The following is a 21,099-nucleotide window of genomic DNA, read 5'->3' on the forward strand; positions in this document are numbered from 1 at the left end:
GTACCCAGTTTTGGGCGGCCATTTGATGAGATCGAGAGGCCACGCGACCGAGAACTACGGCTTGGGAATAAGCAGAGCGATCACGTACACCAGTTCGAGCCGCATGACCTTAGTGCTCTAGAAGCCCGCATGCGCTCGTTTCTGCGGCGGCACTCCGTACTGCCATCCCTCACCTTTGCGGCATATCCTTCACCGAGTAGCCAAGACTCACAGTCGCATCCTCCGGAATAGCCGGCATGGTCGCATTCCACGCCTGCCAATCCGCCCGCATCGCAGCCAGCCGCTCAGGCTGCTTCTTCGCCAGATTCGCCCGCTCGCGTTCGTCGCCGGGGATGTTGAACAGGTACTCGTTGCCGTCGACCTTCAGGTACTTCCAGTCGCCGTCGCGCAGGGCCTCTTGCCCGCGATGGTTCATGCGCCAGTGCAGCGGGCGGCGGAAGCTCTTCGATGCGTCCTTGAGCACGGGCATCAGCGAAACGCCGTCCAGCGGGTAGTCGGGGTGCGCGGCCACGCCGGCTGCGTCGAGCATGGTGGCGGACCAGTCCATGGTCATGCACAGCTGGGTGCTCTCGCCGCCCTTGCCGATCACCGCTGGCCAGTGCGCGATCCATGGCACGCGGATGCCGCCTTCGGTCAGATCCATCTTGCCGCCGACCAGCGGCCAGTTGTCGGAGAAGCGTTCGCCGCCGTTGTCGCTGGTGAACACGACCAGGGTGTTGTCGGCCATGCCGTGCTTCTTCAGCGCGTCCATGATCCAGCCGATGCCTTCGTCCATGTGATGGATCATGCGGCGGTACACGTGGATGTTGCCGCCGGCCAGGTCGAACAGGTTGTCCTTGATGTTCGGTGCCTTGGCCGCGTCGTCGCGGGTTTCCCAGGGCCAGTGGGGGGCGGTGTAGTGCAGGCTCAGGAAGAAGGGGGCTTCCTCTTTTTTCTGAAGCTCTGCCATGCGCTCGACGTAGTCGACGGCGCGTTTGGAGAGGATGTCGGTGAGGTAGCCCTCTTCAACCTTGTCTTCCTCGCCGAACCACAGGTCGTGGCGGCCGGTGGAGTCGCAATGCGTGAAGTAGTCGACGCCGCCCGACATGGGTCCGAAGAACTCGTCGTACCCCGAGCGCAGCGGGCCGAAGGTGGGCGGGTAGCCCAGGTGCCATTTGCCGATGAGCGCGGTCTGGTAGCCGCTGGCCTTCAGCAGCGAGGGCAGGGTGGGGTGGTCGGTGGGCAGGCCCAGGGTGGTGCTGCCACGGCTCCTGCTGTTGATGGGCTCCTCGGCCGCGCCGCGCAGGCGGTACTGGTAGCGGCCGGTGATCATGCCGAAGCGCGTGGGTGAGCACACGGGCGAGTTCGAGTAGCCCTGCGTGAGCTTCAGGCCGTTGGCGGCCAGGCCGTCGAGCACGGGCGAGACGGGGCCGAACGCAGCGTCGCGGCCGCCGTAGCAGCCGAGGTCGGCATAGCCGAGGTCGTCGGCCACGATGAAGATGATGTTGGGTCTTGCCATGTCTCTCTGGGGCTCTCTCTCGCTTGCTTGGTTCTTTGCTTCTGCTTGTCGGGGGTCAGGGCTGGTAGCCTGATTTCTGCACCACCGGCGCCCATTGCGCACGGTAGGCCTTGAGCATCGCAGCGGTCTGCGCCTGGGTGCTCACCACGGGCGTCATGCCCGAGTCCTTGAACTTGCGCTGCGTGTCCGGGTCCTGCATGACTTCGCGGATGACGACGGCGAGGCGCTCGACCTTTTCCTTCGGCATGGTGGCCGGCGCGAAGAAGGTGTTCCAGCCGGTGGCCGCGAGGTCGAGGCCGGCTTCCTTGAAGGTGGGCACGTCGGGCACGAAGGGCGAGCGCTTGGCGCCCGAAATGGCGAGGATGCGCAGCTTGCCCGCGGTGTGCTGCGGCACGGCCACGTCTTCGGTGTCGACGGCCACGGGCACCTGCCCGCCGATCACGTCGTTCAGCAGGGGCGCCGAGCCGCGGTAGCCGATCACCTGGGTCTGCACCTTGGCCTTCTCGCCGACCATGAGGCCGAAGAAGTGCGGCAGGCTGCCGGTGGCCGGCACGCCCACGTTGGCCTGCGCGGGGTTGGCGCGCATCCAGGCGAGCAGGTGGTTCAGTTCGCGCACGGGCAGGGTGGGCGACACGGCGAGCGCGAAGTTGTAGTCGTTGACGTACGACACGGGCACGAAGTCGCGGTCGGGGTCGTAGTTGTTGTCCTTGAAGACCAGCGGCGCCACGATCATCACGGCGGGGTTGGCGAGCATCAGCACGTTCTGGCTGGCGGGCGTGGCCTTCACCTGCTGCGCCGCGAGGCGGCCGCCGGCGCCGGGCTTGTTGTCGACCACCACGGGCACGCCCAGGCGGGTGGTGAGCTTGTCGCCCACGATGCGCGCCACGCGGTCGGTGGCGCCGCCGGGGGCGTAGCCGACGACGATGCGCAGTGGCGTGTCGAACTTGACCTCGGCGGCCGTCGCGCCGCCAGCGAAAGCCGTCGCGAGGCCGGCGATGGCCAGCAGGCCGGCAAGGCGGCGGGTGATGGAGAGGGATGGGGTCGGCAGCATGGTGGGCAGGTCCTTGTCTTCGTCGTTCAGGCGATGGCTATCGATGGCAATCGAGTATGGCCGCGGGATCCGCAGTTGCGGACGATTCTGAAGAGGCCGCGCTCGATTGATCAAATCAACCATTCACCGGACTTACCCTTCCTTCATTGCCGTTCTGCCTGCTGTCTCAATCCACCTTCATGCCGGTGGCCTTCACGATGCGGCCGTAGCGCGCCTGGCTGGCGGCCAGGTGCTCGCTGGCCACGGTGCCGGTTTCTCCCAGCGGAACCATGTCGAGCGAGGCGAGGCGCGACTTGATCTCGGGCAGCGCCATCGCCTTCTGCAGCGCGGCGCGCAGCGTCTGCGCCACAGGCTCGGGCGTGCCGGCCGGCAGCATCGAGACGTAGAGCACTTCGAATTCGAGGCCCTTCAGGCCCAGTTCGCCCACGGTGGGCACCTGGGGCAGCAGCGGCGAGCGTTGCTTGCCGGTCACGGCCAGGGCGCGCAGCTTGCCCGCCTGCACCTGCGGCAGCAGGCCCGGCGTGGCGAGGATGCCGGCCTGCACCTCGTCGCCCATCAGCGCCAGCACGGCGGGGGCGTTGCCCTTGTAGGGCACGTGGGTGATCTTCGCGCCCGTGTCGCTGGCGAAGATCTCGGCGGCGATGTGGCCCGGGCTGCCGTTGCCGGCCGAGCTGAAGGTGGCGGGCTCGGCCTTGGCCTGGGCGATGAACTCGGGCAGCGTCTTCGCCTTCACGCCCTGCGCCACGCCGAAGGCCAGGCCCGAGGAGCTGAAGATCATCAGCGGCTTCAGGTCTTTTGCCGCGAAGGGCATCGAGGCGTACAGGTGCGGGTTGATGGTGAAGGTGCTGTCGATGCCCAGCAGCACGGTGTAGCCGTCGGCCGGGCTCTTGGCGACCAGGTCGGCGCCGATGTTGCCGCCCGCGCCGGGCCGGTTGTCGACGATGAAGGGCTGCTTCAGGTCTTTTTGCAGCGCGTCGGCCAGCGCGCGGGCGAGGATGTCGATGGGCCCGCCGGCCGGGAAGTTGACGAGCAGCCGCACCGCCTTGGCGGGGTAGGGCGCGTCGGCGGCCAGGGCCTGCGTGGTGGCGGTGGCGCCGAAGGCGAGGGCTGCGCAGGCCGCAAGGGCAGCGGCGAGGCGGCGGCGCGTGCCGCGAAAGGTGTTGCTGGGCGAACCGGTGGTCATGTCGTCTTGTCTCCGTTATCCAGGGCAACTCTAGGTGGCCGGCGGGGGCGGCACAACTGAAAGCTCTTCTGCCAGCTATTCCAGCTGGTTATATTGAAGAGGCCACTCTCCCAAGGAAACACCGTGTCAGCCATGAACTTTGGGCGCCTGAAGATGCGCCACCTGCAGTGCCTCGTGATGGTGGCGCAGGAGCGCAACCTGGTGCGCGCGGCCAAGGCGCTGTCGCTCACGCAGCCGGCGGTGTCGAAGACGGTCGCCGAGCTGGAGGAGATCGTCGGCCGCCAGCTGCTGCTGCGCCGCCGGCGAGGCGTGGAGCTCACTCCCGCCGCCGAGGTGCTGGTGCGCCACGCCGTCTCGGCGCTGCGCGGCCTGCGCGAGGGCCTGGGCCTGGCCATGGACCAGCCCGAGGCCGACCAGCTGCGCGTGGCCGTCGGCGCGCTGCCGAACATGGTGGCCAACCTGCTGCCCGAGGCCGTGGCCATGCTGCACGCCTCGCAGCCGGCGCTGCGGGTGCGCGTGGTGAGCGGCACCAACGCGCAGCTGATGACGCAGCTGCGCCAGGGCGAGATCGACCTCGTGCTCGGCCGCCTCGCGCAGGCCTCGGCCATGGCCGACCTGGCCTTCGAGCAGCTCTACAGCGAGCCGCTGCTGCTGGTCGCGCGGCCCGGGCATCCGCTGGCGGCACGCCGCAAGCCGCCACTCGACGCGCTGGCGGGCCACCCGCTGGTGCTGCCGGTGTCGGGCACGCTGATACGGCACACGGCGGATGCCTTTCTCATCGCGCAGGGCATGGCGCTGCCCGGGCGGATGGTGGAGGCGACCGACACCAGCTTCGTGCTGGGGCTGCTGCGGCGCTCCGACGCGGTGTGGTTCGCGCCGCAGGGAGCCGTCGAAGGGCTGGTCGAGCGCGGTGAACTCAAGCGGCTGGCCATCGACACCTCCAGCACCGAGGGGCCGGTGGGGCTCACCATGCGGCGCGGCGACGAGCCCGGCGAGGGCGCGCGGCTGCTGGTCGATGCCATCCGCGAGATCGTGGCTGCACGGCCCCGCGAGCCTGAGCGGGTGCCGGCATGAGCGGCAGCGAGAAGACCGCCCCCGGCGAGCGCCAGTCGCTGGTCGACGCCCTGCGCGGCTTCGCACTGCTGGGCATCCTCGTCGTGAACATCGCGAGCTTTTCTTCCACGTATTACGGCGCGGGCATTCCAGACCCGATGGCGCAGTCGGTGCTCGAACGCGCGGCGCTGCTGGTGCGCACGCTGGTGTTCGAGACCAAGTTCTACCTGCTGTTTTCCTTCCTCTTCGGCTACAGCTTCACGCTGCAGATGCAGCCGGCCGAGCGCAACGGAAAGTCTTTCGTGCCGCGCATGGGGCGGCGGCTGGTGGGGCTGTGGGTGCTGGGGCTGCTGCATGCGGTGGTGCTGTACCACGGCGACATTCTCACCACCTACGCGGTGCTCGGGGCGGTGCTGCTTGTGCTGCGGCGGCGCGGCGACTTGTTCATGGCGCGCGCCGCGGTGTTCCTGGTGCTGGCCACCTCGCTGCTGTGGGCGGGCATCGGCTACCTGCTGGTGAAGGCGGGCGTGCCGAACGATACGCGCACGGCCTATGCGGATGCCGCCAGGGCGCTGGCCGCGTATCGCGGAACGCCGTTCACGGTGATCGTGCAGCACCTGCGCGAGCTCTCGCAGATCTGGTGGATCACCGGACTGGTGCAGGCGCCGACGGCGCTGGCGATGTTCTTCGCGGGCTTCATCGCGGGGCGGCGCGAGCTGTTCGCCAATGCCGATGCGTACCGGCCGCTGTTCGAGCGCCTGCTGCGCTGGGGGCTGGTCATCGGGCTGCCGGGCGCGGCGGTGTACGCCTTTCCTTCGATCCGGCTGGACAACCCGGTGCGCGAGCTCTATGGCCTCGCGGCCACGCTGCTCACCGCGCCATTCCTCACGGCAGCCTACGCGGCCGGCCTCGTGCTGCTGATGCTGTCGCCGCGCGGCCGGGTGCTCGAAGCCATGCTCGCGCCGGCAGGCCGCATGGCGCTGACCAACTACCTGATGCAGTCGCTGGTCTGCGCATGGCTCTTCCTGGCCTACGGGCTGCGCTGGATCGGCACCATGGGCCCGCTGGCCGCCACCGGCATCGCCTTCGCGATCTTCGCGGCGCAGCTGGTGCTGAGCCGCTGGTGGATGGGGCGCTTCGTCTACGGGCCGGTCGAGTGGGTGCTGCGTGCGTTCACGAACCTGGAGCGTCCGCCGATGCGGCGCAAGGGGGTTCAGCGCGGCAGCAGCGTCGACAGCTGATAGACCGCGAAGCCCAGCAGGATCGCGCCCGACAGCCGGTTGATCGACTGCATGGTCTTGGCACTGAGCTTGTGCCGCACCGACGACACCATCGTCGACAGCCCCAGCCACCACAGCGCGGAGCCCAGGAACACGCCGAGCACCATCGTCGCGGCCTGGGAGGCGCCGAGGGTGTGGCCTGCAACGTGGCCCGTCGAAATGGACGCGAACACCGCGACGAAGGACAGGATCGTCATCGGGTTCGCCAGCGTGAGCACGAAGACCGAGAGCGTGGCCTTCAGCGGCGTGGTGGCGTCCGCCGCCTGCCGGGCCTCGGTCGCCACCGGCGCGCGAAGCAGCTGAACGCCCATCCAAGCGAGGAAGGCGGCGCCGCCCAGCGCAAGCGGCACGCGGGCCGCCACCATCGACGCGATGACGGCCGACACGCCCAGTGCGCCGATGGCGCCATAGAAGGCATCGGCCAGCGCGGCGCCGAGCCCGCTGAGAAAGCCGATGCCGCGGCCATGCGCGAGGGTGCGCTGGATGCACAGGAGGCCGATGGGGCCTACGGGTGCCGCGATGGAGAGCCCGATGACGAGGGCCTTGAGGAAGAGGGTGGAGTCCATGCTGTAAATTGTGTTTACAGCTTCGCCTGAGGAGAATGGCGAAGCTCAGGCGGAATGCGCTTCCTGCCTGAAATTCAAGACGAATCGACCGCCGAAGCCTGAAATCCATGGAAATCGACAGCAAGAACTGGCAGATCCTCGAAGTGCTGCAGGCCGATGCGCGCACCTCGCTCACGGCGCTGGCGCGGCAGGTGGGGCTTTCGGTGCCGTCGACCTCGGAGCGCGTGAAGCGGCTGGAAGAAGCCGGCGTGCTGGCCGGCTACCGGGCGGTGGTGCCTCCGCGCAAGGTGGGCTATACGGTGACGGCACTGGTCGGCATCACCACGCCGCAGCCCGACAAGGCGCGGCTGCTGAAATTGCTGGAGGGTCGAAACGAGGTGCTCGAGTGCTTCCACGTCACGGGGCAGGACTCTTACGTGCTGAAGGTGGCCGCGCGCGACATCGAGCACCTGGAAGCCTTCGTGAGCGCCATCAACCACCTGGGCGAGACGCGCACGTCGATCGTGATGTCGGTGCCGATTCCGCCGCGCGCCGTTACCGCCCCGAACATGGAAAAGCAGCCGCGCCGCTAGGGGCGCCAGGGTGCTAGGTTGGAGGCAGTGGCCGCGACCACAGCCAGGCCAGCACGCAGGCCATGCACCCGATGGCCAGCGCGGCGAGCCACGCACGGTGCGCGGTGAACGACACGATCACCGCGCACACCGCCATCGTCACGGTCGCGCTCCATTTGGCGCGCCGGCTCACGGTGCGGCCGTTGGCCCAGTTGTGCAGCAGCGGGCCGAAGAGGCGGTGGCTCAGCAGCCACGCATGCAGCCTCGGCGAGCTGCGGGCGGCGGCCCATGCGGCCATCAGGATGAACACCGTGGTCGGCATGCCGGGCACGATCACGCCGATGAGGCCCAGCACCAGGCACAGCACCGCGAAGGCATAGAGCAGCGCGCGCGTGAGTGCGGGCTTGCGTTCGGGGGCGGGGGCCGGCTCTGGCTTCAAGACAGGATCAGGCCGGGGCCTGTCCTTGTTGCGGCAGCTGTTCGCGCTCGGGCAGCCCGTCGGCCGAGATGCGCATCTTCGGCAGGAACTGCGGATACTCGCGCTGCATGAAGTCGATGAGGCCCTCTCGCACGCTGCAGCGCAGGTCGAAGGTCAGGCCCGAGGTGGCGGCCGTGCACAGCACGCGGATCTGCATGGTGCGCTCCGTGGCGTCGGTCACGCGCACGTTGAAGAAGCGGCCGTCCCACTCGGGCGCGGCCTTCACGATGCGCTCGACCTCGGCGCGCAGCGGCGCGAGCGGCATGCCGTAGTCGACGTAGACGAACACCGCGCCCAGCAGTTGCGACGAATGCCGCGTCCAGTTCTGGAACGGCTTCTCGATGAAATAGCTCAGCGGCAGGATCAGGCGGCGCTCGTCCCAGATCTTCAGGACGACGAAGGTGCCGGTGATTTCCTCGACGCGGCCCCATTCGCCCTCGACCACCAGCACGTCGTCGATGCGGATCGGCTGCGCCAGCGCGATCTGCAGGCCGGCGATGAGGTTGCTGAACACGGGCTTGGCGGCAAGACCGGCCACGATGCCGATCACGCCGGCCGAGGCCAGCAGGCTCGCGCCCACCTGGCGCGCGCCGGGGAAGGTCATGAGCATCATCGCGCCGCCGGCCACGATGACCACCGACATGGCGGTGCGCGCCAGCACACGGGTTTGCGTGAGCACGCGGCGGGCCTGCAGGTTGTCGGCGATGTCGGAGGGGTTCTGCGCCAGCACGCCTTCGGCGAAGCCGCTGATGGCCTTCACCGTGAGCCAGGTGGCGGCGGCGATGAGCAGCAGGCCGGTGAGATGGCGGACGTTGCCGATGAAGCGCAGGTCGTCCGGCGCGCCCTGCCACACCATGGTGAGCGCCACCAGCGGGAACACGAGCCGGGCGGGAGCCCTGCAATTGACCACCATCGCATGGATGGCCGGCGCGGGGCGGGTGATCCGCCTGAGCACCAGGCCGACGATGCGGTGGGCGAGAAGAGAGAGGGGAACTGCGATCAGTGCGGCAAGCCAGGTGCCGAACCAGGGATGGGCGAGTATCTCTTGGGTCATCAGGCTGTGGTCGTCTTCGCTTGTGCTGTTGTCTCGTTCAGAGGTTGAAGAATGCGCGCCGCGTCGTCGCGCAGCTGCGTGGCGAGTGCCGTGGCCAGGTCGAGGCGGCGAAGCAGCCAGGGGCTGATGTCGTTGTCGAACGGGTCGGGCAGGGGGATCGGGCCGCCGACGGCGGTCGAACCCGAACTCTCGGGGTGGGAGGGGCCGGTGGTCGGAATGGTTCCGATGGCCGCCTCGATTCGTTGCGCGGTGCGGCCGATGGGGCCTTCCACCTCCGCCGGCGTGAGGCGGTCGCGCCGCAGCACCAGCATCGACTTCACCGCGCTGAGCTGCGCGAGCAGCTGGTAGCTGTGGGCCTGCAGGTGCTCCAGCGGCTCCAGCGGCGGCTGCACGGCGCGCGGCTCGGAAAGCGAACGCTGCGTGGCCTGCACCAGCGCCGAGAGGCTGTCGTAGGCCTCGCGGCGCGCAAGGCGCCACTCGAGCTCGGGGCTGCTGTCGATGGCCTTGAGCTGGCCCAGGCCCAGCGCGAGGCGTGCATGGCGGGCCTGCGCGGTGAGCACGCGCGAGACCAGCGCCGGGATCTGCGTGCGCTCCCACGAGGGCAGCACGTAGCAGAAGCCCCAGGCCAGCGCGGCGCCGATGAGCGTGTCGGCGATGCGCTCGAAGAGCGCGAAGATCGGCGCGATGCCCACGTTCAGCATGTGGGCCTGTACCAGGCCCAGCACGGTGGCGGCCACCGCCGTGATGAGGTAGCGCCGCACCGCGAAGCTGTGCGCGATGGCCTGCGCGACCGTGACGATGACCAGCAGCATCAGCGCCGAGGGGTGCGCCGACAGCAGCCCCACCGCCAGCACGCAGCCCAGCAGCGTGCCGGCCACGCGGGCGTTGCGCCGCTCCAGCGTCTGCGAGAGGCTGCCGCGCAGCACCACCACGATGGTCAGCAGGATCCAGTAGTCGTGCGAGCCCCAGGGCATCGACACCGCGATGGCGTAGCCGGCCGCGATGGCCAGCGCGGCGCGGATGGCGTGGCGCAGCGGCGGCTGGTCCCAGCTCCACAGCGTGAAGAAGGGGCGCAGCGACCAGTCGGTCGGGCTCACGAAGAGCTGCCAGTTGGCGCGCACCACGGCCAGGTTGGGCTCGGCGTCGCCGCGTGCCATGGCCGACAGGCGCAGCACCTCGTCGTTGATGTGGCCGATGCGGCTGGCCAGCCCGCGCGCGAGCATGGCGGCCGTGGGCCCGATGTGGCCGCCGCCGCTGCCATCGGCGCTGTCGTCGGCCGAGACGTGGATGGCCGCCAGGCGCGGGCGGCGGTCGACCACGGCGTCGGGGTGGCGGCCGAAGAGCAGGGCGTCGGCCAGCGCGACGGTTTCGTCGGCGAGTTCTTCGAGCACGCGGCGCATCTCGATGAGCGCCTCCGCATGCGCGGGGTGGGCGCGCAGGGTGTCCAGGTCGAGCTCGCTGGCCAGCAGCTGGTCGCGCATCTCGAGCACGATCACCAGCATGGCGGCCAGGCGCTGGCGGCGCGGGGTGCGCGGCGATTCGAGGACGATGTCGCGCGTGGCCTGCAGCTGGTCGGCCAGCGCGGCCTGCTCGCGCAGCAGCTGGCCCAGCAGGGGCGCGGGGGTGTCGCGCACGTCGCGGGTCTCGTCCTGCGGCAGGAACTGGCTGGCCTCGGTGCGCATGAGCGCGGCCAGCGAATACAGCACGTCGGCCACAGACTGGGTGCGAAAGCGCCCGTTGAGCGCCAGGTTGGCGAGCGTGGCCCAGATCACGTACAGCCCCGCGCCCAGCCCGAAGTGCCAGGTGCGCTCGATGGCGTCGGCCATGCCGGAAGGCGCGGGCGTGGCCATGGAGAAGATCATCGAGAACATCACCGCGATGGCGATCGGGATGCCGCGCTTGCCCCAGGCCATGGCCAGGAAGGCCATGAAGGTGGCGGGCACCAGCACCAGCCCGAGGCGGATGGGGGCGCTGTGCAGCATCTGCACCGCGAAGAAGAGCGGCAGCCCGATGAGCGGCGCTGGCAGCATCTGCAGGAACTTGCCGCGGCGCGGGCCGGGCAGGTCGGGCGGCGCGGTGACGATCACGCCGGTGGCGGCGGCCGATGCCGCGATGGTGCCCAGCCAGAGATGGACCCCGCCGGAGATGAAGAGCAGGCCCAGCGCGACGGTGAGCCCGCTCGCGACGTAGTGGCTCAGCGCGATGCGCAGAGCGGCACGGACCCGGGGCGCGGCGCTGCTGGGCCCCTGCATCGTCACTTGGCGGAGGAGTTGCCTTCGGAAGGCGCGCCGTTGGCGGGTGCCTCGCGGCGCACGCGCGTGAGCTTGCGCGGAGCGGGAGCCGCCGCCGGCGCGGCCGGGGTTTCGGCTTCGGCTGCCTCGTCGGCGAAGCCCGGCACCGTACTGCGGGCGTAGAGGTCGGTCGAGTCGTTGGAGTTGCCGGCGCTCGCCTTGGCGGAGGCAGACACGGCGCGCACGCGGTCGCTGGCGCGAAGCTTGTCGTCCACGGTGGCGAATTTGGAGTACTTGGCGAGCAGCGGCACCAGCTGGCCGTACACGCGCGGGGCACCGGCCAGGCATTCGCGCTGGTCCATGAACTCGGGCTCGCCCGTGAAGTTGCCGATCAGGCCGCCGGCCTCGGTGACCAGCAGCGAGCCCGCCGCCACGTCCCAGGGGTTCAGTCCGGTCTCGAAGAAGGCGTCGGTGAAGCCGGCCGCCACGTAGGCGAGGTCGAGCGCGGCGGCGCCGGGGCGGCGCAGGCCGGCGGCGCGGGGCATCATGTCCGCCATGATGGCCAGGTACTGCTTGAAGTTGTCGCCGGTGCGGAAGGGGAAGCCGGTGGAGATCAGGCACTCGTTGAGGCGGGTGCGCTTCGAGACGCGGATGCGGCGCTCGTTCATGTAGGCGCCGCGGCCCTTGGTGGCGGTGAACAGGTCGTTGCGGGTGGGGTCGTAGACCACGGCCTGCTCGATCTTGCCGCGCACCGACAGCGCGATCGACACGCAGTAGACCGGGAAGCCGTGGATGAAATTGGTGGTGCCGTCCAGCGGATCGATGATCCAGACGTAGTCGGAGTCCTTGGCGCCGTACTGGCTGCCGGATTCTTCCGCCAGGATGCCGTGCCCCGGGTACGCGCCGAGCAGCGTCTCGATGATCGCTTGCTCGCTGGCGTGGTCGACTTCGGTGACGAAGTCGTTGACCTGCTTCTGGGAGATGCGCACGGCCTCCACGTCGAGGGCGGCACGATTGATGATGGCGCCAGCGGCGCGTGCGGCCTTGACGGCCACGTTGAGCATGGGATGCAGGTTGGGGGACGACATTGGATTGTGGGAAGAACGGTGGGGAGGGCCCCCGGAGACGGCCCGGCGATGCGGGCGGCGAGAATCGGGGGATTTTACCGGCTCCGCCCGTTAGTGTCCGCCAACCCTCCATGCGCACCCGTTTCATCCTGATCCAGACCAGCCACGCCGGCAACGTGGGCGCCGCCGCCCGCGCCATGAAGACCATGGGTTTTTCCGACCTGGTGCTGGTGGCCCCGCGCTGGGCCAACGTGCTGCGGCGCGAGGAAACCATCCAGCGCGCGAGCGGCGCGCTCGACGTGCTGGCCAACGCCCGCATCGTCGAGACGCTCGACGAGGCCCTCGACGGCGTCACACACCTGTGCGCCACGGCAATGATCCCGCGCGACTTCGGCCCGCCCACGCGCACGCCCCGCGAGCACCTGGAGCCGCTCGCCAAGCAGGGCGACCAGCACGTGGCCTTCCTGTTTGGCTCCGAGCGTTTCGGCATGCGCAACGAGGACGTCTACCGCTGCAACGTGGCCCTGAGCATTCCCACCGACCCGAAGTTCGGCTCGCTCAACCTGGGTGCGGCCATCCAGGTGATCGCCTACGAATGGCGGCTGGCGCTGGGCGGCTACGAGGTGCGCGAGGCCATCCAGCCCGTGCAGGCGGCAGACGCCCAGGCCGTGGCCGGCATGCTCGACCACTGGGAGCGCTCGCTGGTGGAGATCGGCTTCCTCGACCCCGGGGCGCCCAAGAAGCTCATGCCCAGGCTGCAGCAGCTCTTCAACCGGGCCCAGCCCACGCCGGAGGAGATCCACATCCTGCGCGGCATCGCCAAGGCGATGAGCGACGCCACCCGGCCGCCGAGGGGAGACAAGGCAGACAAGGGCGGCAAGGCCCCCGGGAACGACTAAAACCTTATCGTTCGTACGCGAAGACGCCCGGCCTTAGACTGCGCGGCCCCTATCGATATAACGACAACAGACAGAAGGCACAAGGCAGCGATGTTCTCCAGACTGCGCGCCGACATCCGGTGCATCCTCGAACGCGACCCGGCCGCCCGAAGCGCCTGGGAAGTGATCACGGTCTACCCCGGCTTCCACGCCGTGGTGCTGCATCGCTGGGCGCACGCCTGTTGGACCCATGGCTTCAAGTGGCCCGCGCGCGCCATCGCGCACTGGGCCCGCTGGCTGACCGGCATCGAGATCCACCCCGCCGCCAAGATCGGCGAGCGCGTGTTCTTCGACCACGCCATGGGCGTCGTCGTCGGCGAGACGGCCGAGATCGGCGACGGCTGCACCATCTACCAGGGCGTGACGCTGGGCGGCACCTCGCTCTACAAGGGCACCAAGCGGCATCCGACGCTGGGGCGCGACGTGGTCGTGAGCGCCGGGGCCAAGGTGCTGGGCGGCTTCGTGGTGGGCGACGGCGCCAAGATCGGCAGCAACGCGGTGGTCATCAAGCCGGTGCCGGCCGGCGCGACGGCGGTGGGCATCCCGGCGCGGATCATCCCCTCGAAGGCCGGCGAGAGCGCCGACGTGGCCACGCCGCAAAAGTTCTCTGCCTACGGCATCACGCAGGACGACGACCCGCTGAGCCAGGCCATGCGCAGCCTGATCGAAAACGCATCGAGCCAGGAACACCAGATCGCGCTGCTGTGGCAGGCCATCGAGAAGCTCTCGGCGCAACCCGGCAGCAAGGACTGCGTGCCGGGCGACGCGGCGCGCGACGAGAGCTTCGAGGCCGACAAGCTCTCGCAGCTCATCGGCAAGTAGAAGGAAAAGAGAAAAAAGAAGCGCGGTCAGCCGCCGCGCTTGGCCGGCGCATGCAGCGCGCCGTGGACGTGGCCCGCGTGCTGCCCGAAGCTCTCGGGTGCCAGCGCGGTGGTGTCCAGCTCCTGCAGGATGCCGCAGGCGTTCGCCGATTCGGGGCCGCAGCACTGCTGGCGCAGCGCCTTCAATTGCTTCTCGAGCGTCTTCAGCTCGGCGATGCGCGCGGCCACGTGGCCGATGTGGTCGTCCAGCAGCTGGTTGACCTCGCCGCAGTCTTCCTGCGGCGCATCGCGGAATTTGAGCAAGCTGCGGATCTCGTCCAGCGTCATGTCCAGCGAGCGGCAGCGGCGGATGAAGCCCAGGCGCTGGGCGTGGTCTTCGTCGTAGATGCGGTAGTTGCCCTCGGTGCGCGCGGGCTCGGGCAGCAGTTGCTCGCGCTCGTAGTACCGGATGGTTTCGACCGGCGTGTTCGCGACCTTGGCCAGTTCACCGATTTTCATGATGCGGCAAATGAACAAGTGGAATGAGTGATTGACTCTACACCTGCTTCAGGGTTTCCAATCGATTCCATGACGAACCAGAACGCCCTGAACCCGCCCGTGCCGCGCGCGCATGCGCACTCTCATCCGCATCCGCATGCCCATGAAGAGGGACATGGTCACACCCACGAGCACACGCAGCCGAAGGCGGCCGATGCATGCTGCGGCTGCAGCGCAAGCAGCCACTCGGCGATCCCGCTGGCGCCCGATGTGAGCGACGTGCCCACCGGCGCCTTGCTCTTTCGCATTCCCACCATGGACTGCGCGGTGGAAGAGTCCGAAATCCGCCGTGCGCTGGAGCCCATCGCGGGCGTCAAGGCGCTGCGCTTCCGCCTCGGCGAGCGCACCATGGCCATCACCACCGACGACGGCGTGCTGCCCGAGGCGCTTGCCGCCATCCGCAAGGCGGGTTTCAAGCCCGAGCCGCTGAATGCACCGGGCGCGCAGGCAGCCCCGGCAGCGCCCGCGAAGATCGCCGGCATGAGCGCGGGGCTCGCGCGGCTGGTTGCGGCGCTGGTGCTGGCGATCGCGGCCGAGTCGGTCTCGTTCATGGGGCTGGAGGGCCGGGGCTTCATGGTGTTCGAGATGGCGCTGGCGCTTGGTGCCATCGGCCTCGCGGGCCTCGACACCTACAAGAAGGGCTTCGCGGCGCTGGTGCGCGGGCGCCTGAACATCAACGCGCTGATGGCGGTGGCCGTCACCGGCGCATTCATCATCGGCCAGTGGCCCGAGGCCGCGATGGTGATGGCGCTCTACGCCATTGCCGAGCTCATCGAGGCCCGCGCCGTGGACCGCGCGCGCAACGCCATCCAGAGCCTGCTGGCGCTCGCACCCGAGCAGGCGGAGGTGAAGCAGGCCGATGGCAGCTGGAAGACGGTGATGGCGAGCGAGGTGCCGCTGCAGGCCATCGCGCGCATCCGCCCCGGCGGTCGCGTGCCGCTGGACGGCATCGTCACCGAAGGCTCCAGCGCGATCGATCAGGCGCCGGTCACCGGCGAGAGCATTCCGGTCGACAAGACCATCGGCGACCAAGTGTTCGCCGGCACCATCAACCAGACTGCCGCGCTGGAGTTCCGCGTGACTGCCGTAGCGGCCAATACCACGCTCGCGCGCATCATCCACGCGGTCGAGGAGGCGCAGGGCTCGCGCGCGCCCACGCAGCGCTTCGTCGACAGGTTCGCCGCCATCTACACGCCCACCGTCTTCGTGCTGGCGCTGGCCGTCGCGGTGCTCACGCCGTTCTTCATGGACTGGACCTGGCTGCAGGCCATCTACAAGGCGCTGGTGCTGCTGGTCATCGCCTGCCCGTGCGCGCTGGTGATCTCCACGCCGGTGACGGTGGTGAGCGCGCTGGCTTCGGCCGCGCGGCGCGGCATTCTCATCAAGGGCGGCACCTACCTCGAAGAGGCGCGCAAGCTCAAGGCCGTGGCGCTGGACAAGACAGGCACCATCACCGAAGGCAAGCCGAAGCTGGTGGAGTCGTCGCTGATCGGCGAATCCTCGGGCAACGAGGCGGCCGTGTTCGCCGTGGCTGCGAGCATTGCCGGCCGCTCCGATCACCCGGTGTCGAAGGCCATCGCCGAGGGGCTGAAGGGACCGCAGGGCGCCGTCGCCGACTTCACCGCGCTGCCCGGCCGCGGCGTGCAGGCCGCGCATGCTGGGCAGGTCTATGTGCTGGGCAACCACCGGCTGATCGAGGAGCGCGGCCTTTGCACACCGTCGCTCGAAGCCGACCTCGAGCGCCACGAGGAAGCCGGCCGCACCGTCACGCTGCTGGCTTCGGACAAGGCCGTGCTCGCGCTCTTCGCGGTGGCCGACACCATCAAGGAATCGTCGCAGGCGGCGGTGGCCGAGCTGCGCTCGCTGGGCGTCATGCCCGTGATGCTCACCGGCGACAACACCGCCACCGCCAGGACAATCGGCGCTCATGCCGGCATCGAGGACGTGCGCGGCAACCTGCTGCCCGAAGAGAAGCTCGACGCCGTCAAGGCCATGCAGCAGCGCTACGGCGCCGCAGCGATGACCGGCGACGGCATCAACGACGCCCCCGCGCTCGCGCAGGCCGACATCGGCTTCGCGATGGGCGGCGCCGGCACCGACACCGCGATGGAGGCGGCCGACGTGGTCATCATGAACGACGACCTGCGCCGCATCCCCGAAACCATCCGTCTTTCGCGCCGCGCCCACTCGGTGCTCTGGCAGAACATCACGCTGGCGCTGGGCATCAAGGCCGTGTTCTTCGTGCTCGCCGTGTTCGGCAGCGCGACCATGTGGATGGCGGTGTTCGCGGACATGGGCGCCAGCCTGCTGGTGGTGGCGAACGGGCTGCGGTTGATGCGCGCGCAGAAGTGAGCGAGCCTTACCAGCGCGCGGCCCACTTCTCCAGCGGCACGCGCGCCGCATTGCAGACGTAGCTCACCGAGTGATACCAGCCCGCGAGCATCATCAGTTCGATGAGCTGTGCGTGGCTCCAGTGGGCGCGCAGGGCTTCCCAGAGCGCGTCGTCGACGTCGCTGGTGTGGTGGAGCTGATCGACCATCGACACCAGCAGACGGTCGCGTGGGGCGAGCAGCGAGAGATCGCCGTCGGGCGATGCCATCACGCTGCGGTCGATGTCGTCGAAGCCGGCGGCGTCGGCGAATCCGGTCCAGTGAACGCCCCATTCGTATTCGGCGCCGCAGCGGGCGCAGACCCGCAGGATGACGATCTCGCGCTCCCGCAGGCTGATGGCCGCCTTGCGCCCCAGCAGGTAGCGGCCGAGTTCCATCGTGCGCTCGGCAAGCGCGGGGTTGACGGCCAGCACGCGGAACAGCGCGAGTATTTCGGGCGCCTGCGGCGGCGTCATGCGTGTGAGCAGCTCGCCGATGGGCTCGGGGTAGGGGGCTTCGAGCGGGGGGATGCGCGGGGTGCGCTGTGTGGTGGTGTCGGTCAAGAGGTTGTCTCCTTCGTTGCAACCGGGTTGAAATCGCTACGGAATACGTAGCGGTCGATCGCAGTCTATCGCTACGAATTGCGTAGCGCAAGCGCGTACACTCGCACGATCGATCAATGAAGGCTTCGCATGGAAGACGCACAACCCGCCGCATCGCGCCGCCCCGTCATGCGGTTGCTGGAGCAGCTCGGCCGCAAGGGCACCCTGCGCATCCTCTGGGAGCTGCGCGACGGGCAGCCTCAGAGCTTCAGGGCGTTGCGCACGAGCACGGACCAGATGTCGCCCTCGGTGCTGAACGACCGGCTCAAGGAGCTGCGCGCGGCCGGTGTGGTCGAGCTCGCCGTGGCGGGCTATGTGCTGACCGAGGCCGGCGCGGAGCTGGTCAGGCGCCTGCTGCCGCTGAACCAGTGGGCCAACCGCTGGCTCGATGACGCGGCTTCGAACTAACATCGGCCGAAATCCAACTCCCGGCTACCCGATGTCCGTCACTTCGCTCCTGCTGCAGCTCATCGTCATCCTGGTCACTGCGCGTCTTTGCGGCTGGATCCTTCGCCATGTGGGCCAGCCCGGCGTGGTCGGCGAGATGGCCGCGGGCCTGATGCTCGGGCCGGTCGTGATGGGCGCGCTCTTTCCCTCGCTGCACGCGCAGCTGTTCTCGAAGGAGTCGCTGCAGGGGCTCTCCTCGCTTTCCACGCTGGGGCTGGTGCTCTTCATGTTCGTGGTCGGCCTCGAGCTGCGTGCCTCGAAGGGCGTGCGCGAGCAGCTGCGCTCGGCGGGCTACGTGGGCGTGCTGAGCGTGGTCGTGCCCATGGCGCTGGGCATCGCGATCGCACCGGCGCTGCATCCCACGCTCGCGCCGGCAGGTGTCGGCTTCTGGCCCTTTGCTCTTTTCATCGCGGCGGCGCTGTCGATCACCGCCTTCCCGGTGATGGCGCGCATCCTGAAAGACCGCGGCATGACGCGCACGCCCTTCGGCCAGCTCTCGCTGGGCGCGGCTGCCGTGGTCGACGTGTTCGCCTGGATCCTGCTGGCCGTGGTGGTCGCGCTGGTCGGCGCGGGCGAGGGCTACCAGGGGCTGCTGAAGACCACGCTGGGCATGGCGGTGGTGCTTGCGGCGCTGTTCCTCGGGCTCAAGCCGGCCTTCGCGTGGCTGCTGCGCGTCAAGGCGCCCGAAGGCGAGCCCTCGACCACGGTGATGGCGGCGCTGATGATCGGCCTGCTGGCAACTTCGCTGGTCACCGAGTGGCTGCACCTGCATGCGGTGTTCGGCGCCTTCCTGTTCGGCGCCTGCCTGCCGCGCGACGACCGGCTGCTGAAGTCGCTCACCGAGCGCATCGAGCCGATCTCCATCGTGGTGCTGATGCCGCTCTTCTTCGCCCTTGCCGGACTTGGCACCACGGCCAACGCCTTCTCGGGCGCGAGCCTGGGCGCGATGCTGCTGATCGTGGGCGTTGCCACCGTGGGCAAGATCGCCGGCGGCGCGGCCGGCGCGCGCATGGCGGGCTACGGCTGGCGCGACAGCCTGGCCACCGGCTCGCTGATGAACGCGCGCGGGCTGATGGAACTCATCGTGATGAAGATCGGCCTCGACGCGGGGCTGATCGGCCCCGAGCTCTTCACCATGCTGCTGGTGATGGCGCTCGCGACCACCGCGATGACGGGGCCGCTGATCAACCTGTTCATCGGCCGCAAGCAGGCGGTTGCAGCGGACGCCGCGCACGCCAAGCCCTGACTTCCATCAGCGCTTCGCCACGGTGAAGCCGATACGCGTCTCGCCGCCCCGGCTGGCCGCGAACACCCGCCCGCCGTGCATGCGGGCAATGGCTTCCACGATCGACAGGCCCAGCCCGTGGTGCCGCGTGGAGCCGTCGCGGGCCTGTGCGGCGCGATAGAAGCGCTCGAACAGGCGGGGCAGGGCGGCGGGGTCGATGGGGTCGCCCTTGTTGACCACGGCCACGGCGAACTCGGTGGCGCTTTCCTCGCCGATCTCGATGCGTATCGTCGAAGCCGGCGCCGCGAAGCGTATGGCGTTGCCCAGCAGGTTGAAGAGCGCGCGACGCAGCAGCGCCGCGTCCACATCGGCCATGGCCTCCCCGCGCACCTCGGCGCGCAGGCCGGCTTCCTCCAGCATGGCGTCGTAGAAGTCGATCACGTCGGTTGCCTGCGCCGCAAGGCTCGCCACCGCCCGCGTGCGCATCGGCGCGCCGCGCTCGGCCTGCGAGAGAAAAAGCATATCGGTGACGATGCCCGAGAGCCGGCCGACTTCTTCCAGGTTGGAGGCGAGCACGGTCTGCAGCTCCTCGTTGCTGCGCGGGCGGGTGAGAGCGAGTTCGGTGGAGCCGATCAGGTTGGCCAGGGGCGTGCGCAGTTCGTGCGCCACGTCGGCGTTGAAGGATTCGAGCTGTACATAGGCCCGCTGCACCCGCAGCAGCAGGGCGTTGAACTGGGTGATCCAGGGGCGCAGCTCTTCGGCGAAGTCGCTGGCGTCGATGGGCTGGTTGGCCTTGTCGGGCGCCATCGCGGCGGTGCGCTCGGTCAGCGTCTTGAGCGGCTTCAGGCCCCGGCGCACCAGCCACATGCCGGTGAGCGAGACCAGCGCGGTGCCCAGCACCACGGCGCCCAGCAGCGTCCACGCCAGGCGGCGCAGGAGCTGGGCTTCCTGCGCGGTGTTCACGCCGAGGCGCACCGACAGCTGCGTGGTGGCGCCGGCCTGAGTCCACGGCACCTGCAGGTCGCGCAGCATCCATTTGCCGCCGGTGGCGGGCCTCGATTCGAAGAGCCGCCTGCCGCCGGCGGAGATCGACAGCGTCACGTCGTCCTGCATCGAGAAGAAGTCGTCGAGCTTGTGGCGCAGGAAGACGAGGTCGCCGCCTTTCTCGGCCTCCAGCAGCAGGTGCTCCACCAGCACCGCCTTGTTGGCGAGCTCCTCTTCCTGCTTCTGGCCGAAGTTCCAGGCGGTGACGAGGTAAATGGCGAAGCAGATCACGCTCAGCCCGAACAGGGTCTGTGCGGCGAGCCAGAGGGACAGCCGGCTCTGCAGGGATTGCGGCCGGGCGCTCAAGTCCAGGAGCGGTCTTCCAGCACGTAGCCCATGCCACGCACCGTGTGCAGCAGCTTCACCTCGAAGGGGTCGTCGAGCTTGCTGCGCAGGCGGCGGATGGCCACTTCCACCACATTGGTGTCGCTGTCGAAGTTCATGTCCCACACCTGCTCGGCAAGCGTGGTGCGCGAAAGAATCTGGCCGCGTCGGCGCAGCAGCACCAGCAGCAACGTGAACTCCTTGGCCGTCAGATCCAGCCGCGTGCGGTTGCGCATGCATTTGCGGCTGACCAGGTCGACCTCCAGGTCGGCCAGCCGCAGCACCGTAGAGTCCTGCGGCTTGCCGCGGCGCAGCAGGGCCTGCACGCGCGCCAGCAGCTCGGAGAAGGAGAAGGGCTTGACCAGATAGTCGTCGGCGCCCTGCTGCAGCCCCTGAACGCGGTCTTCGACCTTGTCGCGCGCCGTGAGCACGAGCACCGGCACGTTCTTCGTGCGGCGGATGGCCTGCAGCACGGCAAAGCCGTCGATGCCGGGGAGCATCACATCGAGCAGGATCAGCGCGTAGTCACCCTCGGTGGCGAGGTACTTTCCCTCGATGCCGTCGCGGGCTATGTCGACGACGTAACCGTTCTCCTCGAGCCCCTTCTTGAGGTAGTCGCCCAGCTTGGGCTCGTCTTCGATGACAAGGATTCGCATCTGCGGATGGTATCGAAGCACTTACGGTACGGGGGTTACGTTTCGGTAATCCTGCTGACAGACAAAGCCTCACCCCCCGGTCGTACATTGCGCCGGCCCGCTTCGTTCAGGGCCTGCGCCTTGC

20 protein-coding genes are annotated in these 21,099 nt (G+C 69.0%); 8 read left to right on the forward strand and 12 right to left on the reverse strand.

From position 1 onward, the window contains the following. Positions 1 to 169: 169 nt before the first annotated feature. From ABL838_RS11165 to ABL838_RS11175, 3 genes are all read right to left on the reverse strand, one after another. The gene (locus ABL838_RS11165) at positions 170 to 1,498 is read right to left on the reverse strand and encodes a sulfatase (protein ID WP_418125354.1); all 1,329 of its coding nucleotides are present in this window, start codon (positions 1,496 to 1,498) and stop codon (positions 170 to 172) included. 55 nt (positions 1,499 to 1,553) lie between these two features. After that, the gene (locus tag ABL838_RS11170; protein WP_418125355.1) at positions 1,554 to 2,549 is read right to left on the reverse strand and encodes a Bug family tripartite tricarboxylate transporter substrate binding protein; all 996 of its coding nucleotides are present in this window, start codon (positions 2,547 to 2,549) and stop codon (positions 1,554 to 1,556) included. Positions 2,550 to 2,715: 166 nt separating this feature from the next. After that, on the reverse strand, positions 2,716 to 3,732 hold the full coding sequence (locus ABL838_RS11175) for a Bug family tripartite tricarboxylate transporter substrate binding protein (protein WP_418125356.1): 1,017 nt from the start codon (positions 3,730 to 3,732) through the stop codon (positions 2,716 to 2,718). A gap of 132 nt (positions 3,733 to 3,864) precedes the next feature. Between ABL838_RS11175 and pcaQ the strand changes: the two genes are divergently transcribed. Together pcaQ and ABL838_RS11185 are read left to right on the forward strand one after the other, a co-directional pair. Beyond that, positions 3,865 to 4,806, forward strand: a complete 942-nt coding sequence (pcaQ, locus tag ABL838_RS11180; RefSeq protein WP_184636757.1) for a pca operon transcription factor PcaQ — start codon at positions 3,865 to 3,867, stop codon at positions 4,804 to 4,806. Continuing rightward, positions 4,803 to 6,026, forward strand: a complete 1,224-nt coding sequence (locus tag ABL838_RS11185; RefSeq protein ID WP_418125357.1) for a DUF418 domain-containing protein — start codon at positions 4,803 to 4,805, stop codon at positions 6,024 to 6,026. Before pcaQ ends, ABL838_RS11185 begins: the two co-directional genes overlap by 4 nt. On the opposite strand, the gene ABL838_RS11190 is transcribed toward ABL838_RS11185, so the two are convergent. After that, positions 5,999 to 6,631: a LysE/ArgO family amino acid transporter gene (locus ABL838_RS11190; RefSeq protein WP_184636427.1), complete on the reverse strand. Its 633-nt coding sequence runs from the start codon at positions 6,629 to 6,631 to the stop codon at positions 5,999 to 6,001. The two genes, ABL838_RS11185 and ABL838_RS11190, sit on opposite strands and share 28 nt — an antisense overlap. A 107-nt stretch (positions 6,632 to 6,738) precedes the next feature. Between ABL838_RS11190 and ABL838_RS11195 the strand changes: the two genes are divergently transcribed. Beyond that, positions 6,739 to 7,203, forward strand: a complete 465-nt coding sequence (locus tag ABL838_RS11195) for an Lrp/AsnC family transcriptional regulator (RefSeq protein WP_418125358.1) — start codon at positions 6,739 to 6,741, stop codon at positions 7,201 to 7,203. 13 nt (positions 7,204 to 7,216) lie between these two features. Here the strand turns inward: ABL838_RS11195 and ABL838_RS11200 are convergent, their stop codons facing one another. The 4 genes from ABL838_RS11200 to ABL838_RS11215 are packed head-to-tail and all read right to left on the reverse strand — an operon-like array spanning position 7,217 to position 12,033. Continuing rightward, the gene (locus tag ABL838_RS11200) at positions 7,217 to 7,621 is read right to left on the reverse strand and encodes a YbaN family protein (RefSeq protein ID WP_418125360.1); all 405 of its coding nucleotides are present in this window, start codon (positions 7,619 to 7,621) and stop codon (positions 7,217 to 7,219) included. 7 nt (positions 7,622 to 7,628) lie between these two features. After that, on the reverse strand, positions 7,629 to 8,714 hold the full coding sequence (locus tag ABL838_RS11205; protein WP_369658687.1) for a mechanosensitive ion channel family protein: 1,086 nt from the start codon (positions 8,712 to 8,714) through the stop codon (positions 7,629 to 7,631). Next, a complete protein-coding gene (locus tag ABL838_RS11210) occupies positions 8,714 to 10,966 on the reverse strand; it encodes an FUSC family membrane protein (protein ID WP_418125361.1) in 2,253 nt (750 codons plus the stop codon). Before ABL838_RS11210 ends, ABL838_RS11205 begins: the two co-directional genes overlap by 1 nt. A gap of 2 nt (positions 10,967 to 10,968) precedes the next feature. After that, positions 10,969 to 12,033, reverse strand: a complete 1,065-nt coding sequence (locus ABL838_RS11215) for an inositol monophosphatase family protein (RefSeq protein WP_126018166.1) — start codon at positions 12,031 to 12,033, stop codon at positions 10,969 to 10,971. A gap of 110 nt (positions 12,034 to 12,143) precedes the next feature. On the opposite strand from ABL838_RS11215, the gene ABL838_RS11220 reads away from it, so the two are divergent. Further along, on the forward strand, positions 12,144 to 12,911 hold the full coding sequence (locus ABL838_RS11220; RefSeq protein WP_184636435.1) for an RNA methyltransferase: 768 nt from the start codon (positions 12,144 to 12,146) through the stop codon (positions 12,909 to 12,911). A gap of 90 nt (positions 12,912 to 13,001) precedes the next feature. Further along, positions 13,002 to 13,772 carry a serine O-acetyltransferase gene (gene cysE / locus ABL838_RS11225; protein WP_126018171.1) on the forward strand — a complete coding sequence of 257 codons (771 nt, stop codon included), beginning with the start codon at positions 13,002 to 13,004 and terminating at the stop codon, positions 13,770 to 13,772. A gap of 26 nt (positions 13,773 to 13,798) precedes the next feature. Here the strand turns inward: cysE and cadR are convergent, their stop codons facing one another. Further along, positions 13,799 to 14,269 (reverse strand): Cd(II)/Pb(II)-responsive transcriptional regulator, encoded by a 471-nt coding sequence (gene cadR / locus ABL838_RS11230; protein WP_418125362.1) that lies wholly within the window; start codon positions 14,267 to 14,269, stop codon positions 13,799 to 13,801. Between the two features lie 69 nt (positions 14,270 to 14,338). On the opposite strand from cadR, the gene ABL838_RS11235 reads away from it, so the two are divergent. Beyond that, positions 14,339 to 16,660, forward strand: coding sequence for a heavy metal translocating P-type ATPase (locus ABL838_RS11235; protein ID WP_418125363.1), 2,322 nt, complete (start codon positions 14,339 to 14,341; stop codon positions 16,658 to 16,660). A 7-nt stretch (positions 16,661 to 16,667) separates the two neighbouring features. On the opposite strand, the gene ABL838_RS11240 is transcribed toward ABL838_RS11235, so the two are convergent. Next, positions 16,668 to 17,240, reverse strand: coding sequence for a carboxymuconolactone decarboxylase family protein (locus ABL838_RS11240; protein ID WP_418125364.1), 573 nt, complete (start codon positions 17,238 to 17,240; stop codon positions 16,668 to 16,670). A 129-nt stretch (positions 17,241 to 17,369) separates the two neighbouring features. Between ABL838_RS11240 and ABL838_RS11245 the strand changes: the two genes are divergently transcribed. Further along, positions 17,370 to 17,687: a winged helix-turn-helix transcriptional regulator gene (locus tag ABL838_RS11245; RefSeq protein WP_126018181.1), complete on the forward strand. Its 318-nt coding sequence runs from the start codon at positions 17,370 to 17,372 to the stop codon at positions 17,685 to 17,687. A 31-nt stretch (positions 17,688 to 17,718) separates the two neighbouring features. Then, a complete protein-coding gene (locus tag ABL838_RS11250) occupies positions 17,719 to 18,972 on the forward strand; it encodes a cation:proton antiporter (RefSeq protein ID WP_184636454.1) in 1,254 nt (417 codons plus the stop codon). A 6-nt stretch (positions 18,973 to 18,978) separates the two neighbouring features. Here ABL838_RS11250 and ABL838_RS11255 read toward each other — a convergent pair whose 3' ends face one another. Both ABL838_RS11255 and ABL838_RS11260 read right to left on the reverse strand, forming a co-directional pair. Continuing rightward, entirely contained in the window at positions 18,979 to 20,301 is a 1,323-nt protein-coding gene (locus tag ABL838_RS11255; protein WP_418125365.1) for a heavy metal sensor histidine kinase, read from the reverse strand. Further along, positions 20,298 to 20,975, reverse strand: coding sequence for a heavy metal response regulator transcription factor (locus ABL838_RS11260; protein WP_126018189.1), 678 nt, complete (start codon positions 20,973 to 20,975; stop codon positions 20,298 to 20,300). Before ABL838_RS11260 ends, ABL838_RS11255 begins: the two co-directional genes overlap by 4 nt. Positions 20,976 to 21,099: the final 124 nt, after the last annotated feature.

It is taken from the genome of Variovorax sp. 160MFSha2.1 (assembly GCF_048305075.1).
Lineage (GTDB): Bacteria > Pseudomonadota > Gammaproteobacteria > Burkholderiales > Burkholderiaceae_C > Variovorax > Variovorax guangxiensis.